15 protein-coding genes are annotated in these 15,340 nt (G+C 71.1%); 10 read left to right on the top strand and 5 right to left on the bottom strand.

Translation table 11 applies throughout. The annotated features are described in order from the left end of the window. Positions 1–10 precede the first annotated feature (10 nt). Positions 11–547: an RNA 2',3'-cyclic phosphodiesterase gene (gene thpR, locus E9232_RS23695; protein ID WP_309798166.1), complete on the top strand. Its 537-nt coding sequence runs from the start codon at positions 11–13 to the stop codon at positions 545–547. A 34-nt stretch (positions 548–581) separates the two neighbouring features. Here the strand turns inward: thpR and E9232_RS23690 are convergent, their stop codons facing one another. After that, positions 582–1,808 carry a UbiH/UbiF/VisC/COQ6 family ubiquinone biosynthesis hydroxylase gene (locus E9232_RS23690; RefSeq protein WP_309798164.1) on the bottom strand — a complete coding sequence of 409 codons (1,227 nt, stop codon included), beginning with the start codon at positions 1,806–1,808 and terminating at the stop codon, positions 582–584. A gap of 111 nt (positions 1,809–1,919) precedes the next feature. Here E9232_RS23690 and E9232_RS23685 point away from each other — a divergent pair, with 111 nt between their 5' ends. From E9232_RS23685 to E9232_RS23665, 5 genes are all read left to right on the top strand, one after another. Then, the gene (locus tag E9232_RS23685; RefSeq protein ID WP_309798162.1) at positions 1,920–2,066 is read left to right on the top strand and encodes a hypothetical protein; all 147 of its coding nucleotides are present in this window, start codon (positions 1,920–1,922) and stop codon (positions 2,064–2,066) included. A gap of 270 nt (positions 2,067–2,336) precedes the next feature. Further along, complete coding sequence (locus E9232_RS23680; protein WP_309798160.1) at positions 2,337–3,569, top strand: aminotransferase class I/II-fold pyridoxal phosphate-dependent enzyme; 1,233 nt, start codon at positions 2,337–2,339, stop codon at positions 3,567–3,569. A gap of 10 nt (positions 3,570–3,579) precedes the next feature. Next, positions 3,580–6,216, top strand: coding sequence for a DNA translocase FtsK (locus tag E9232_RS23675; RefSeq protein ID WP_309798158.1), 2,637 nt, complete (start codon positions 3,580–3,582; stop codon positions 6,214–6,216). A gap of 165 nt (positions 6,217–6,381) precedes the next feature. Beyond that, on the top strand, positions 6,382–6,603 hold the full coding sequence (locus E9232_RS23670) for a hypothetical protein (RefSeq protein WP_309798157.1): 222 nt from the start codon (positions 6,382–6,384) through the stop codon (positions 6,601–6,603). 287 nt (positions 6,604–6,890) lie between these two features. After that, positions 6,891–7,313: a hypothetical protein gene (locus tag E9232_RS23665; RefSeq protein ID WP_309798155.1), complete on the top strand. Its 423-nt coding sequence runs from the start codon at positions 6,891–6,893 to the stop codon at positions 7,311–7,313. Positions 7,314–7,416: 103 nt separating this feature from the next. Here E9232_RS23665 and E9232_RS23660 read toward each other — a convergent pair whose 3' ends face one another. Then, on the bottom strand, positions 7,417–9,030 hold the full coding sequence (locus E9232_RS23660) for a GMC family oxidoreductase (protein ID WP_309798154.1): 1,614 nt from the start codon (positions 9,028–9,030) through the stop codon (positions 7,417–7,419). A gap of 10 nt (positions 9,031–9,040) precedes the next feature. Beyond that, on the bottom strand, positions 9,041–10,258 hold the full coding sequence (locus E9232_RS23655; protein ID WP_309798153.1) for a mandelate racemase/muconate lactonizing enzyme family protein: 1,218 nt from the start codon (positions 10,256–10,258) through the stop codon (positions 9,041–9,043). A gap of 222 nt (positions 10,259–10,480) precedes the next feature. Between E9232_RS23655 and E9232_RS23650 the strand changes: the two genes are divergently transcribed. The 3 genes from E9232_RS23650 (at position 10,481) to E9232_RS23640 (ending at position 13,439) form a co-directional block, all read left to right on the top strand. Next, the gene (locus E9232_RS23650; RefSeq protein WP_309798152.1) at positions 10,481–11,110 is read left to right on the top strand and encodes a LolA family protein; all 630 of its coding nucleotides are present in this window, start codon (positions 10,481–10,483) and stop codon (positions 11,108–11,110) included. 71 nt (positions 11,111–11,181) lie between these two features. Next, positions 11,182–12,090, top strand: a complete 909-nt coding sequence (locus E9232_RS23645) for a LysR substrate-binding domain-containing protein (protein ID WP_309798150.1) — start codon at positions 11,182–11,184, stop codon at positions 12,088–12,090. 155 nt (positions 12,091–12,245) lie between these two features. Beyond that, on the top strand, positions 12,246–13,439 hold the full coding sequence (locus E9232_RS23640) for an MFS transporter (protein WP_309798148.1): 1,194 nt from the start codon (positions 12,246–12,248) through the stop codon (positions 13,437–13,439). A gap of 16 nt (positions 13,440–13,455) precedes the next feature. On the opposite strand, the gene E9232_RS23635 is transcribed toward E9232_RS23640, so the two are convergent. Both E9232_RS23635 and E9232_RS23630 read right to left on the bottom strand, forming a co-directional pair. After that, positions 13,456–13,947 carry a GNAT family N-acetyltransferase gene (locus E9232_RS23635; RefSeq protein WP_309798146.1) on the bottom strand — a complete coding sequence of 164 codons (492 nt, stop codon included), beginning with the start codon at positions 13,945–13,947 and terminating at the stop codon, positions 13,456–13,458. After that, positions 13,944–14,345, bottom strand: coding sequence for an SET domain-containing protein (locus E9232_RS23630; RefSeq protein WP_309798144.1), 402 nt, complete (start codon positions 14,343–14,345; stop codon positions 13,944–13,946). The genes E9232_RS23635 and E9232_RS23630 overlap by 4 nt, the downstream gene beginning before the upstream one ends. A 212-nt stretch (positions 14,346–14,557) precedes the next feature. Between E9232_RS23630 and E9232_RS23625 the strand changes: the two genes are divergently transcribed. After that, positions 14,558–15,340 carry a gamma-glutamyl-gamma-aminobutyrate hydrolase family protein gene (locus E9232_RS23625; RefSeq protein ID WP_309798142.1) on the top strand — a complete coding sequence of 261 codons (783 nt, stop codon included), beginning with the start codon at positions 14,558–14,560 and terminating at the stop codon, positions 15,338–15,340.

Raw genomic sequence — 15,340 nt, 5'->3', positions numbered from 1 at the left:
GGGCAACGCCATGTTCCGTCTGTTCGTCGCCATCGCCATCCCCGAAGTCCTGCGCCAGCGCCTGGCCCTGCTCCAGGGCGGCGTGCCCGGGGCGCGCTGGACCAACCTTGCGGATTTCCACCTGACCCTGCGCTTCATCGGCGAAGTCGACGCGCTGGAGGCGGAGGAGATCGACGAGGCGCTGCGTGCCGTCGCCGCGCCGGGGTTCACCCTGGCGCCGGACGGCGTCGGCCATTTCGGGACGAAGCGCGCGGCCACCATCCTGTGGGCCGGGGTGGCGGCGGAGCCGGCTTTGCGCTTCCTGCACGCCAAGATCGACCGCGCTTTGGTCGCCGCCGGCCAGCCGCCGGACGACCGCAGCTACGCCCCCCACGTCACCCTGGCCCGGCTGCGACAGGCGCCGGCGGAGCGGGTGGAGCGCTGGCTGCTGGAGCACGGGCTGTTCCGCGCCGACCCGTTCCCGGTCGACGCCTTCCACCTCTACCAGAGCCATCTCGGCCGCGAGGGCGCGGTCTACGAGATCCTGGAAAGCTATCCGCTATCGTAGGTTGGGTTCGCATTCGCGAACCCAACCTACACGCTCACCGCGGCCTGATCCCCAGCCCCATCGCCTGGCGCATGAAGAAGCGCTTCACCGGCGGCAGGCGGCCGACGGCGGCGAGGCCGATGTCGCGGGCCAGCTGCACCGGGGCCAGGTCGGTCGAGAACAGCCGGTTCAGCCCGTCCGTCGCCAGGATCATGGCGACATTGTCCGGCCGGCGCCGCTGCTCGTAGCGGCGCAGCAGGGTGGGATCGCCGAGGTCGAGGCCCAGCCGGCTGCGCTCGACCAGCAGCTCCGCGAGGACGGCGATGTCGCGCAGCCCGAGATTGAGGCCCTGGCCGGCGATCGGGTGGATGCCGTGCGCCGCCTCGCCGATCAGCGCCGCGCGGCGGGTGCTGTAGTGCCGGGCATGGACCACGCCGAGCGGGTAGGTGAAGCGCTTGCCCAGCACCCGCACCGGCCCCAGCCAGTCGCCGACCTTGGCCTGCAGCGCGGCGTCGAAGGCGGCGACCGGGCGGTGCACCAAATCGTCGGCCGTGTCCGGCTCCTCGGTCCAGACGATCGAGGACCGGTGGATGCCCGCGGCGTCGTCGGTCATCGGCAGCACCGCGAAGGGGCCCGCCGGCAGGAAATGCTCGACCGCGATGCCGTCATGCGGCTCGGCATGGGCCATGACGCAGACCACCGCCTTCTGGCGGTAGGCGTGGCTGCGCGCCGGGATGCCCAGGGCCTGGCGGGTGAAGGAGGCGCGGCCGTCGGCGCCGATCACCAAATCGGCCCGCACCACGCGGCCGTTGGCCAGCGTCACCGCGGCATGGCCGGCGCCGGTCTCGACCGCCACCACCTTGGCCGGGGCGATGTGGCGGACCGTCGGCAGCGATTCGAGCCGCTCGAACTGCGCCAGCCGCAGCAGCCGGTTCTCGACGATGTGGCCGAACGGCGCGCCGTCCGATTCCGCCGCCATCTCCTGGTGGTCGAAATGCAGGAACACCGGCGCCCGGCCGTCGGCGATGCGGATGTCCAGGATCGGCTCGGCCTGGCCCGCCACCGGGTCCCACAGTCCGGCCCCGGCCACGATCTTGCGCGAGCCGAAGGACAGGGCGGTGGTGCGGCCGTCGAATTCCGGCAGGGTCCGGGTCGCCGCCGGCTCCTGGTCGAGGATGACGGTATCGATGCCGGCCTGGCCGATCGCCGCCGCCATGGTCGCCCCGGCCAGGCCGCCGCCGACCACGACCACCTGGGTGCGCAGGGAAGTGCTGTCGTTCATGCCGCGCAGAATCGGTGCGCCGCGCCCCGCTGTCCAGTGGCGCCATGTCGCGTCGGCTCCATTCTGCCGCCGCATTGTGATAGGGTTGATGTCGGCGGTCGGAGCGATGGCATGGTCCGGATCCTGTTTCTCACCTCCCTCATCCTCGTGGCCGCATGTTCCGAGCGGCGGGGCGTCGGCGTGGCCGGCGGCGGCAGCTGGGGCTCCTCCGGCGGCAGTGGCAGCATGATGGCGCTGTCGATTCCCATCGGCCCCTGACCCCAGGCGCTGCCGCGAGTCGCATGCCGATCCTGATTCGTTCGTGATTCGTCCGTTCGTTCTCAAAGCGTGCCGACCCGGCCACACTGTGGCCGGAAAAGCGTCCGGCGCCGGCCGCGGCGCCACGCTTGATTTGACAGGAGAGGTCAGAAGAACGGATAAAGTAGTTGGAATCTAAGAGCTGTTTCGCGGCGGCCTTGGGCTGCCGGAGGCGAGGGGGAAAGGCCGGCGACGGCCGGTCCGGCACGGAAGCGGGTGTTGCAGAAGAGCATGCGGGGCGTTCGACTCAACGAGGCACTGGAACGGCTCGCGGACTATCCGTTCGCGCGCCTGGCGTCCCTGCTGGCCGGCGTCACGCCGCCCGAGGGGCTGGCGCCGCTCGCCATGTCGGTGGGCGAGCCGCAGCACCAGCCGCCGGCCTTCCTGGCCGAGGTGCTGGCCGCGAACACCGACAGCTGGAACCGCTATCCCGGCATCGCCGGCACCCCGGCCTTCCGCGAATCCTGCGCCGCCTGGCTGCAGCGCCGCTTCTCCCTGCCGGCCGGGCTGATCGACCCCACCCACATCCTGCCGCTGTCCGGCACCCGCGAGGCGCTGTTCCTGGCGGCCCAGCTGGCGGTCGACCACAGGCCCGGTGCCAACCAGGTGCCGGCGGTGGCGCTGCCCGACCCGTTCTACGCCCCCTATGAGGGCGCGGCGACCATGGCGGGGGCCGAGCCGGTGTTCCTGCCGGCAGGCCCGGCCACCGGCTTCCTGCCCGACCTCGACGCGCTGGAGGCCGACGCCCCGCTGCTGGCGCGGCTGAAGCTGCTCTATCTCTGCAACCCGACCAACCCGCAGGGCGCCGTCGCCAGCCGGGCCTATCTCGACCGCGCCATCGGCCTGGCCCGCGCCCACGGCTTCATCCTGGCGGCGGACGAGTGCTACGCCGAGATCTACGACCAGACGCCGCCGGTCGGCGTGCTCGAGGTCGCGGCGGCGCGGGACGGCGGGTCGCTCGACAACCTGCTGGTGTTCCATTCGCTGTCCAAGCGGTCGAACGCGGCCGGGCTGCGCAGCGGCTTCGTCGCTGGCGACCCGGCGCTGGTCGCCGCCTTCCTGCGGCTGCGCAACCACTCCGCCGCCGGGATGCCGCTGCCGATCCAGGCGGCCTCGGCCGCGCTGTGGGCCGACGACGCCCATGTCGTCGCCAACCGCGCGCTGTACCGCGCCAAGTTCGATGCCGCCGAGGCGGCGCTGGGCGGCCGCTTCGGCTTCCGCCGGCCCGAGGGCGGGTTCTTCCTGTGGCTGGATGTCGGCGACGGCGAGGCGGCGGCGCGCCGGCTGTGGGCCGAGGCCGCGATCCGCACCCTGCCGGGCGGCTATATCGCGCATTCGGTGCGGCCGGAGATCGGCCGCCGCTACCTGCGCATCGCCGTGGTGCATGATTCCGAGACCGTCGGCCGGGCCCTGACCCGGCTCGGCGAGATCCTGTCCCAGGGCCAGCCTGGGGCCGCAGCATGACGAGGGCCGCATGACGATGGCCGGAACCCCCTCCCGCGGCAACCGCACCGCGGTGACGCGCAGCTCGCGCGGCGCCCCGGCCAAGCGCTCCTTCCTCCCGCCCGTGGTGCGCGACTTCCTGCGCAACCGGGTGCGCGAGCTCAGCGGCCTCGGCATCGCCACCCTCGGCTGCGGCGTGCTGGTGGCGCTGGTCAGCTACGACCATGCCGACCCGTCCTGGAACACCGCCAAGGCGGGGATGGCCAACAACCTGCTCGGCCGGCCCGGCGCCCATCTCGCCGACCTGCTGATCCAGACGCTGGGCATTGGCGCCTTCCTGCTCGCCGTGCTGCCGCTGTTCTGGGCGTGGCGGCTGATGCGGCACCAGCCGCTCGACCGGCTGTGGTGGCGGGTCACCAGCATGCTGTTCGGCGTGCTGCTGCTGGCCGCCGGCCTGTCGCCGCTGCCGGCGATCGAAGGCTGGGCCGCGCGCGGGTCGCTCGGCGGCGTGGTCGGCAGCATGCTGCTGCACCGCATCTCCGACACCATCATCCTCTCGGCCGGGCCGGTCGCCACCTTCTGGCTGGCGCTCGCCGTCGGCGCCCTCGGCCTGCTGCTGGTGCTGATCGCGCTCGGCCTGTCGCCGACCGAATGGCAGAGCGTCGGGGCGGTGATCCGCGCCGTCACCCGCGCCGGCTGGGCGGTCAGCGCCAGCATGACCCGCACGCTCGGCCGGGTGCTGCGCTGGCTCGGCCTACGCACCCTGGAGGGCGCCGGCACCGTCGCCGGCAGCATGATGCGGCGCGAGCCGGCCCCCGCCACCGCGCCGGCCTTCGCCATGCCCGAGGCGGGGCCCGCCGCCCGGCCGCGCTTCGCCCGCGCCAACCCGCCCGCCCCGCGCAACCTCGAGCCGGGCGACGAGCCCGCGCCGTCGCGCCCGCCGATCATCATCGGCGGCGGCGACCGTCCTGCGATCGACGACGATTACGGGCCGGAGGAGGATGACGACGACCTGATCGACCTGCCCTCGGCCCGGCCGGTGGTGGAACCGCCACGCCGCCCGGTGCCGCCGCAGCGCGTCGCCCCTGCCGCGATCGAGCCCCCGGCGCGACGCCCGACCCCGCAACCGCCGCGCCAGACCAGCTTCGAGCTGGCGCCGTCCGACACCTACGAGCTGCCGCCGCTCGACCTCCTGACCCTGCCCGACCCGACCAAGCGGCCGGCGGTGATGGACCCGCGGGTGCTGGAGCAGAACGCCGCGGCGCTGGAGCAGGTGCTGAGCGATTTCGGCGTCCGCGGCTCGATCGTGAAGGTCAATCCCGGCCCGGTGGTCACGCTGTACGAGCTGGAGCCGGCGCCCGGCACCAAGTCCAGCCGCGTCATCGGCCTGGCCGATGACATCGCCCGGTCGATGAGCGCGGTGTCGGTCCGCGTCGCCGTGGTGCCCGGCCGCAACGTCATCGGCATCGAGCTGCCGAACCCGAAGCGCGAGATGGTGCTGCTGCGCGAGCTGCTCGATTCCGACCAGATGGAGAAGGCGGGGTCCAAGCTCGGCCTGGTGCTGGGCAAGGACATCGGCGGCGGCCCGATCATCGCCGACCTCGCCCGCATGCCCCACCTGCTGGTCGCCGGCACCACCGGCTCGGGCAAGTCGGTTGCCATCAACACCATGATCCTGTCGCTGCTGTTCCGGCTGCCGCCGGACAAGGTGCGCTTCATCATGGTCGACCCGAAGATGCTCGAACTCTCGATCTACGAGGGCATCCCGCACCTGCTCGCCCCCGTCGTCACCGATCCGAAGAAGTCGGTGGTGGCGCTGAAATGGGCGGTGCGCGAGATGGAGGACCGCTACCGGGCGATGTCCAAGGTCGGCGTCCGCAACATCGAGGGCTACAACCAGCGGCTGCGCGAGGCCAAGGCCAAGGGCGAGGTGCTGACCCGGCGGGTGCAGACCGGATTCGACCCCGACACCGGCAAGCCGCTGTTCGAGGACCAGCCGATCGACCTGACCGAGCTGCCCTACATCGTCATCATCGTCGACGAGATGGCCGATCTGATGCTGGTGGCGGGCAAGGACATCGAGGCGCTGATCCAGCGCCTGGCGCAGATGGCCCGCGCCGCCGGCCTGCATCTGATCATGGCGACGCAGCGGCCCTCGGTCGATGTCATCACCGGCACGATCAAGGCCAACTTCCCGACCCGCATCAGCTTCCAGGTCACCTCCAAGATCGACAGCCGCACCATCCTCGGCGAAGGCGGGGCGGAGCAGCTGCTGGGCCAGGGCGACATGCTGTACATGGCCGGCGGCGGCCGCATCACCCGCGTTCACGGCCCCTTCGTGTCCGATGGCGAGGTCGAGGAGGTGGTGCGCCACCTCAAGGCCCAGGGCGAGCCCGCCTACAACGACTCGGTGCTCGAGGACCAGGACGACGGCGGCGCCTTCGACTCGCTCGGCCTCGACGGCGAGGGCGGCTCCGGCGACGACCTGTACGACCAGGCGGTGGCGCTGGTGGCGCGCGAGCGCAAGGCATCGACCAGCTTCATCCAGCGCCACCTGCAGATCGGCTACAACCGCGCGGCGCGGCTGATCGAGCGGATGGAGCAGGAGGGCGTGGTCAGCCCGGCCAACCATGTCGGCAAGCGCGAGGTCCTGGCGGGCAACCACTAGGGCTGGGTGTCTGCCGCCTCGTTCGGGCTGGATGGTTACGTGGATTTCATGTCCAGCCCACCGGGGCGTCATCCGGGTCGCGCTACCGTCTCCTCATCGGAGCCAAGACGCGGCCTCCCGCCTCGCCTCTCCTCCGATCTTCGTTGACTCTCGATGGAGATCGTTATGCGCAGGAGCCTTCTGTTCGCCGTGCTCACGGTGCCGGTTCTCGCCGCGGCCCCCGCCTTTGCGGCGTCGCAGGCCCCGACCGCCGCCGGCGCCACCACCATGGTGAAGTCCCATCACCACGCGGCGCGGACCACCCACCACAAGCGCGCCACGACGGCGACTAGCGAGCAGGATCAGACCCGCAAGCTGAACGAAGGCCAGCTCAGCAAGGCCCCGTAACCGGTTAGGGCCGCCCCAAAGGACCTCGTCCCCACCCCCCCCTTCCGAGACGAGATCCCGCGGCCCCAGAGGCCCGGCTGCGCGAGCAGCCGGGCCTCTTTTTATGGCCGCGGCAGATCCGGCCGCGGAGGCCTCGGTTCTACATCTGTAACGTGAAACATCGTTCATGATGTCGTTTTCCGGGATCCATTCGGCGCCGTTCCTTGTTGAGGATCTGATCGGACCAGATGCTGCGGTCGGTCCGCCGTCGCAGCCCCGGTCTCTTGGACCCTTCGATGGAGATCTTTATGCGCAGGAGTTTTGTCTTCGCCGCCCTCGCCCTGCCGGTGCTGTTCGCGGCGCCCGTCATGGCGCAGACCACGACCGAGCCGAGCCCCGGCGCGGCGCCTGGCGTCGAGGCTCCCGCCGCCTCGCCGTCGCAGTCCATGGATTCGATGGACCACAAGACCCAGCATCACCGCCGCCATCACGCCCGGACCTCGAGCGACGACCAGGCAACCACCCATCACCGCCGCGGCTCGAAGGCCTCGAGCGCCGAAGAGGAACAGACCCGGCAGCTGAACCAGGCTCAGCTGAGCGGTGGGGGCGCCCCGGCCCCGGCCCAGGGCATGCAGGGGCAGGGCATGCAGGACCAGATGGCGCCGTCGGGCCAGATGCCTGCCGATCAGGGCGCGCCTGCCGGAGACGCGCCGTCGACCGACGGCGAGTGATCCAGCCGATCCCGCGCTGCCCCGGCGGCGTGACCACGCGATAACAGAGGCCCGGTCGCAGATGCGGCCGGGCCTCTTTCCGTTCGGCCCTGACGACGTCGCCTCAGGCGGCGTCGGCCAGGATCAGTGCCGCGCCCTTCTCCGCCACCATCATGGTCGGGGCGTTGATGTTGCCGGCCGTGATGTTGGGGAACACCGAGGCGTCGACGATCCGCAGCCCGGCCAGCCCGTGCACCCGCAGCGTCGCGTCGACCACCGAAGTCCCCGCGTCCGGCCCCATCGCACAGCTGCCGCACAGGTGGTAGATCGAGCCGCTGTTGGCGCGGAACCAGTCCAGCAGCGCCGCGTCGCTTTCGGCCCCGGCCGAGGGCGGCATCTCCTCCACCGTGATCGCGGCCAGGCTCGGCGCCGCCATCATCCGGCGCGCCAGCCGGCTGGCCTGCAGCACCTCCTCGATATCGCGGTCGGTCGACAGGTAGTTCGGCCGGATCTTCGCCGCCGCCGATGCGTCGGGCGAGGCGATGGAGATGGTGCCCCGACTGGTCGGCCGGCACGCGTTGAACGCCAGCAGGAAGCCGGGATAGGGCTCGGGCTTCAGCCCGGCCTTCGGGCTGTCCGGGATGCGGTAGGACAGCGGGTTGAAATACATCTGGATGTTCGGCCGCTTCTCGTCCGGCGCGCCGCGGAAGAAGCCGCCTGCCTGGTTGACGCTCATGGCGAAGGGACCCTTGCGGGTCAGCAGCCAGCGCAGGCCCAGCCTGGCCTGGCCCCACAGGCTGCCGAAGTCGCCGTTCAGCGTCGGCACCCGCGAGCGGTAGTAGAAGCTGGCGCAGAGATGGTCCTGCAGGTTCTGGCCGACCGCCGGCAGGTGATGCGCCGTGGCGATGCCGGCCGCGGCCAGTTGCGCCCCGTCGCCGATGCCGGACAGCTGCAGCAGCTTCGGCGTGTCGACCGCGCCGGCGGCCAGGATGACCTCGCGCCGGGCGGTGAACACCCGGGTCTGCGATCCCTGCCGCACCTCGACCCCGGTCGCGCGGCGGTCGGCATCCAGGATGATCCGCCGGGCCAGGGCGTCGCGCTCGACCGTCAGGTTCGGCCGCTGCAGCGCGGGGTGCAGGTATTCGAAGCTGGAGGAGGACCGCTGTCCGTTGCGGGTGTTGACGTCGTAGACGCCGGCGCCCTCGATCGCGGCGCCGTTGAAGTCCGGGTTTGCCGGCAGCTGCAGCTCGCGGCAGGCGGCGAGATAGGCGTCGGTCACCGGATGGGTGGCGCCGCGCATCGGCGTGACATGGATCGGCCCGTCGCCGCCATGCCAGGGTGAGGCGCCGCCAGCATGGCGCTCCAGCTTGCGGAAATGCGGCAGCACGTCGCCATAGGTCCAGCCGGGATTGCCGGCCGCGGCCCAGTCGTCGAAATCGGCGGCGGCGCCGCGCACGAACACCATGGCGTTGATCGACCCCGACCCGCCCTGCACCTTGCCGCGCGGGCAGTAGATGCGGCGGCCGCCCAGCGCCGCCTCCGGCTCCGACCAGTACATCCAGTTGACCCGCGGGTTGTAGTAGCTGCGGGCGTAGCCGACCGGGATGCGGAACCAGACCGAATCATCGCGGCCGCCGGCCTCGAGCAGCAGCACGCTGTGCCGGCCGTTCTCGCTCAGCCGTGCCGCCAGGATGCAGCCGGCCGAACCGGCGCCGACGATGACGTAGTCGTAGGTCATGGGTCGGCTCTCACCCCCGCGCCGGGGCGAACTGCTTCACGTCGGCCGGCTCGGACGCCATCTGCAGGTGCAGCCGGTCGCCGGTGTAGGGCGAATGCTTCGCCACCACGTCCAGGTTCAGCTCGACCCCCAGCCCGGGCTCGCGCGACGGGATCAGATAGCCGTCGTCGAAGGTCAGCGGCGTCTTCAGGATCTCGCCGTGGAAGCCGCCGTAATCGAGGATCGATTCCTGGATCAGGAAGTTCGGCGAGCAGGCGCCGATCTGGATGCTGGCGGCCGCGACCACCGGGCCGCAATACACATGCGGCGCGATCTGGGCGTAGTAGGCCTCGGCCATGCTGGCGATCTTCTTGGTCTCCAGGATGCCGCCGACCCGGCCGATATCGGGCTGCAGGATCGAGGCGGCGCCAAGCTCCAGCACCCGCTGGAACTCGTATTTGGTGCACAGCCGCTCGCCGGTCGAGATCGGGATCGAGGTGGCGCGCGCCACCTGCGCCATCGCCTCCTCCTGCCCCGGCGGCACCGGCTCCTCGAACCACAGCGGGTCGTATTTCTCCAGCCGCTTGGCCAGGCGGATGGCCGAGGACGGCACCATCTGGCCATGGGTGCCGAACAAGAGGTCGGCACTGCTGCCCACCGCCTCGCGCACCTTGCGGCAGAAGGTCTCGCAGCGGTCCATCACGCCGAGCGACACCTGGTGCCCGGAATAGGCGGTGTAGGGGCCGGCCGGGTCGAACTTCACCCCGGTGAAGCCCATCCCGACCATCTCGACCGCGCATTCGGCGGCCAAATCGGGGTCGTTGAAGTCGAACTCGCCGGCCGCGTTCTTCGGATAGAGATAGGTGTAGGCGCGCAGCTTCTCATGCACCAGGCCGCCCAGCAGGTCGTAGACCGGCCGGCCCGCCGCCTTGCCGATGATGTCCCAGCAGGCCATCTCCAGCCCCGAGACGATGCCCATCATCGTCGGGTCCGGGCGCTGGGTGAAGCCGCTGGAATAGGCCGACCGCCAGAACCGCTCGATCCGGTGCGGGTCGTGGCCCAGCAGGTGCCGTTCGAACACGTCGTCGATCAGCGGCACCATCGCCCGGGGGTGGAAGGCGGTCGAGTAGATCTCGCCGACGCCTTCGATGCCGTCATCGGTCTTCAGCTGCACGAAGATCCAGTACATGCCGCCGATATGCGGCGGCGGCACGGCGACGACATGGGTCTGGAGCGATGCGATCTTCATGCGGTGCCTCGGCTGCTGCGAAACCGGGCCCATCCTAACAGTGCGGTGTCCGGGTTTGCGCCTCGGTTCGAACGCCGCTGCCTCAGGCGCGACGTTCTCTCGATCCCGGCGGGCTTTCGATCCTGGCGGGATGGTGAACTGCCGGCCATCCGCAAAGGCCGCACTGGACTTCCGGCGATCCGTGCCCAACTTGGAACACACAACCGGGCTAATCGGACCGACATGACGATCGCACGCCTCATCGCCGCGGCCCTGGCCGCCTTCCTCCTCGCCGCCGGCCCCGCCGTCGCCGCGGTCCAGCCGGCGCAGCTAACCGCCCAGGACCAGGCCGACCTGCGGCGGGTCGAGCAGTATCTCGGCGGGCTGACCACGGTGCAGGCCGATTTCGTCCAGACCACCAACAACACCGACCTCTACCGCGGCCATTTCTACCTGAAGCGGCCGGGCAAGATGCGGCTGGAATACGAGCCGCCGATCTCGTTCATGTACATCGCCGACGGCACCTGGCTGACCTATTACGATGCCGAGCTCAACCAGCGGAAGGACGTGCCGCTGGGCTCCACCATCGCCGACTTCATCACCCGGGCGAACGTCAAGCTGTCGGGCGACGTCACCGTCACCAAGGTCACCCGCGGCAACAACCTGCTCAGCGTCCAGCTGGTGCAGACCGACAAGCCGGACGACGGCAGCCTGACCCTGAACTTCACGGCCACGCCGATCCTGCTGCAGAGCTGGGTGGCGGTCGACCCACAAGGCACCGTCACCCAGGTCGACCTGACCGGCATCCGCCCAGGGGTGGAGCTGGACAACAAGCTGTTCATCGTGCCACGCGGCCGCCGGCCGTCGCGCTGACGTAAGCTCCTGTCGCGGGCCTTGCGGGCTGTTGGGGTGGGTATCGGTCGAGCCGACGTCGGGGACATGTGATGCCGCTGCGCCTGCCACCGCTGTCACCCCTTCGCTTCTTCGAGGCCGCCGGACGGCATCGCAGCTTCAAGCTCGCCGCCGCGGAGCTGAACGTGACGCCGAGCGCGGTCAGCCACGGCATCGTGGGGCTGGAGCAGGCCCTCGGCGTCGAACTCTTCATCCGCGAGCCCCGTCGGCTGTCGCTGACGCCGGAGGGCGCGGACTACCTGCCCTATGTCTCCGAGGCGCTGTCCCTGATCGCGATGGGGACGCAGCGCCTGCCGAACCACCGCGCCAACCGCACCATCGCGGTCAGCTGCGCCCCGACCCTCGCCTCGCGCTGGCTGCTGCCGCGGCTGCACGGCTTCAGCAAGCGCTGGCCGAATGTCAGCGTCAGCGTCGATACCTCGCGGGGCCAGGTCGGCTTTCCCGTCGACGGCTTCGATTTCGCCCTGCGGATGAGCCGGGCCCCGGTCGCCGGGGCGGCCTGGACCAGGCTGTTCGGCGAAAGGCTGGTGCCGGTGTGCAGCCCGGCCTATCGCGACACCCTGGTCGATGAGGCCGGGGCCATCGATCTGCGCCGGGCGACCCTGATCCATGTCACCCCCGCCAGCGAGGACTGGCAGGCCTGGCTGGACGGCAGCGGCATCGCCGGCGTCGAATCCGCCGGGGGCCTGCGCTTCGACACCATCCAGCTGGCGTTCGAGGCCGCCATCGAGGGCCTCGGCGTGGCGCTGGGGCGGCGCCCGCTGGTGGACCGCGACCTCGCTGCCGGGACGCTGGTCGCCCTCAGCCCGGAAGAGAGGATCGCCCAGACCGCCTACTGGCTGGTCAGCTCGGACGGGGCGGACCACCGGCCCGACCTGCTGGGCTTCAAGCAATGGCTGCTGCGCGAGGCCGAAGCCTTCGAGGGTTGCCGGGAGCCCTGACGGATCGGGCGACAGGTGAAGATCCTTCATCCATCGTCGAAACCTTCTCCTTTGCCGCTGCGGCCGCCCCTTGCCATTGTCCGGTCGAGGGAGGGCCCAGCATGCCGGCGGCACATCGACCATATCTTGGCACGTTCAGGAACAAGGCCACGCTCGTGGTCCTGGCGGCCGCGCTGATCCTCAGCGCCGCGATGGGGATCCGGCAGACCTTCGGGCTGTTCATCGGGCCGTTCTCCTTCGACCGCGGCCTGCCGGTGACCCTGATCGCCTTCGCCATCGCCCTGCACAACCTGGTGTGGGGCTTCGCCCAGCCCTTCGCCGGCGCCGCCGCGGACCGCTACGGCGCCGCGCCGGTGGTGGCCTTCGGCGCGGTCGCCTTCGCCGCCGGGCTGGTGCTCGCGGCCGTGGCGCCGTCGGGGATCATGCTGGTTGTCGGCATGGGTGTGCTGGTCGGCATCGGCGTCAGCTGCACCACCTTCGGCGTCGTGCTGACCGCGGTCGGCCGCGTCGCCTCCTCCGAGAAGCGCAGCATGGCGATGGGCCTCGCCAGCGCCGGCGGGTCGCTCGGCCAGGTCCTGATCGTGCCCCTGGCGCAGGTGGTGACGGAAACCTCAGGCATCGCCGCATCGCTTCTCGTGCTCGCGCTACTGGTGCTGGCGGCGGCGCCGCTCGGGATCATCCTCGACCGGCGCGAGCCGAGCGCCGCGCCGGTGCAGGGCCCGCCGCCGCCGTCGCTGGGCGAGGCGCTTTCCCAGGCCTGTCGCCACAGCGGCTATCGCCTGCTCACCATCGGTTTCTTCACCTGCGGGTTCCAGCTGGCCTTCATCGGAACCCATCTGCCGGGGTACCTGGTCCTCTGCCACATGCCGATCGGGCTTGGGGCCACCGCCCTGTCGCTGATCGGGCTGTTCAACATGGCGGGAAGCTGGGCCTGCGGCTGGCTGGGCGGGCGCTACCGCCAGCAATATGTGCTGGGGTGGCTCTACCTGATCCGGGGCGTCGCGATCGCCGCCTTCTTCCTGCTGCCGAAATCCAGCGCCTCGGTCGTCATCTTCGCGGCCGTGATGGGGCTGACCTGGCTGGGGACGGTGCCCCTGACCAGCGGGCTGGTGGCGAAGGTGTTCGGCACGCGCCATCTCGGGACGCTGTTCGGCGTCTGCTTCCTCAGCCACCAGATCGGCTCGTTCCTGGGCGCCTGGCTGGGCGGCTTCGTCTTCGACGTCACCGGCTCCTACTCGCTGATCTGGGCGGCCACCGCGGCGGCAGGGCTGGTGGCGGCGGCGCTGCACTTCCCGATCAACGACCGGGCGGTGACCATCCCGGTCCACTCCGCCCCGGCACGGGCCTGACGCGCAGAGCCTGCTCTCAGTCCTTGACCATGATCACGGTCGGCATGGCGACGCCCGCGGGTGTCGGCATCTCCTCGTGCCGGATCGCGCGGTAGCCCAGCCTGGCGTAAAAGGCCTCGGCATTGGCGTTGGCGCGCACCCGGAAGCGGCGGAAGCCGGCGGCGCGGGCGGCGTCCTCCGCCGCCTCGACCATGCGGCGGCCCAGGCCCTGGCCGGCCCGGTCCGGGGCGACGAAGACCTTGCGCAGCCGGGCCACGGCGGCGTCGTCCGGCACCCGGCACCAGCCCGCGGTGGCGACCAGCGCGCCACCCGGCGCCTCGGCCACCAGGATGTTGTTCGACAGCAGGTCCCCGGCATAGTCCGGCGCCATGATCATCGCGACATGGGCTGCGATCTGCGCCGGGCTGTGCAGGGCGGTGGCCAGGGCGGCGAAGGAATCGGCCTGCAGCCGGCGCACCGCCTCCAGATCGGCCTCGCGGATCGGCCGGACCGTCAGGTCGCCGCTCACGACCCCGTGGTTTCCAGCCGGCGCGCCAGGGGGCCGTCGCGCTCCTCCAGGCAGCACACCAGATAGTCGCAGGTGATCTCCTCACCCGCCGCGATGTCGCGCGCCGCCAGGGTCACCGGGCCGGAATTGTCGGTGTTGGGGTCGTCGTCATGGTTCAGGAAGCGGGCATCATCGCCGTTCAGCACGAAGCCGCCCGGAATGTCCGGCGACAGGTAGGCATAGGTCTCGAAGAAACGCCGCGGCACGTCGGGCAGGGCGGCCACGACATCCTCCGGCACCACCTTGTCCAGCGCCGGCTCGAACCGCCACATCGGCGTGCCCCGGGCAATCGGCGCGGTGGCGAAGACGCCCAGGCCGTGGATGGCGCTCGGCGCGACATAGGTCGGAACCAGGAACATGGGGCCCCCGCTGTCTCACTGTCCTGAATCGCTTATAACCACGGAAGCCGGCCGGCCGATAGGGGGCAGAACAAGGCATTGTAGCGGCGCGCGAGCCATGCGCCCGCCGCAGGGCCATTCCCGCCCGCGCAGGGCTGGTCGAAACCGGCTGCGGGCCGAAATATAGGGCTGTCGCCGCAGCGCTGCGCGGCGCCCGGTCCTGGAGCCATCGCATGCCTGCCCCGTCCCGTCCCGTCGTCGGCATTCCCGCCTGCATCAAGCCGGTCGGGGCCCACCCCTTCCACGCGGTCGGCGACAAGTACATCCGCGCGGTGTCCGAGGGGGCGGATTGCCTGCCCTTCCTGATCCCGGCGCTGGGCGGCTGGTACGACATCGACGCCGTGCTCGACCGGCTGGACGGGCTGCTGATCACCGGCAGCGCGTCGAATGTCGAGCCGAAGCATTATGACGGCGTGGCCAGTGAGCCCGGCACGCTGCACGATCCGGACCGCGACGCCACCACCCTGCCGCTGATCCGCCGCGCCATCGAACGCGGCATCCCGGTGCTGGCGATCTGCCGCGGGCTGCAGGAGCTGAACGTGGTCTGCGGCGGCACGCTGCACCAGCATGTCGAGCGGGTGCCTGGCCGGGTCGACCACCGGGCCGACGACAGCAAGGCGGTCGAGGTCCAGTACGGACCGGCGCATGACGTGGCCCTGGCGGAAGGCGGCGCGCTGGCCGCGCTGTTCGGCAAGGCCGGGACCACGGTCAACACCATCCACGCCCAGGGCATCGACCGGCTCGGCGCCGGCCTGGCGGTCGAGGCCACGGCGCCGGACGGCCAGATCGAGGCGGTGCGGATCGAGGCCGCCCCCTATTTCGGCCTCGCCACCCAGTGGCACCCGGAATGGCGCTTCCGCGAGAACCCGGATTCGACGGCGCTGTTCAAGGCGTTCGGCGTCGCGATCCGCCGCTACGTCGCCGACCGCGACGCCCATCGCGCCGCGGCGGAATAG

Source organism: Inquilinus ginsengisoli, assembly GCF_031453975.1.
GTDB lineage: Bacteria > Pseudomonadota > Alphaproteobacteria > DSM-16000 > Inquilinaceae > Inquilinus > Inquilinus ginsengisoli_A.
Note: the sequence above shows the minus strand (reverse complement) of the source record. Positions and strands in the feature narration are given on the sequence as shown.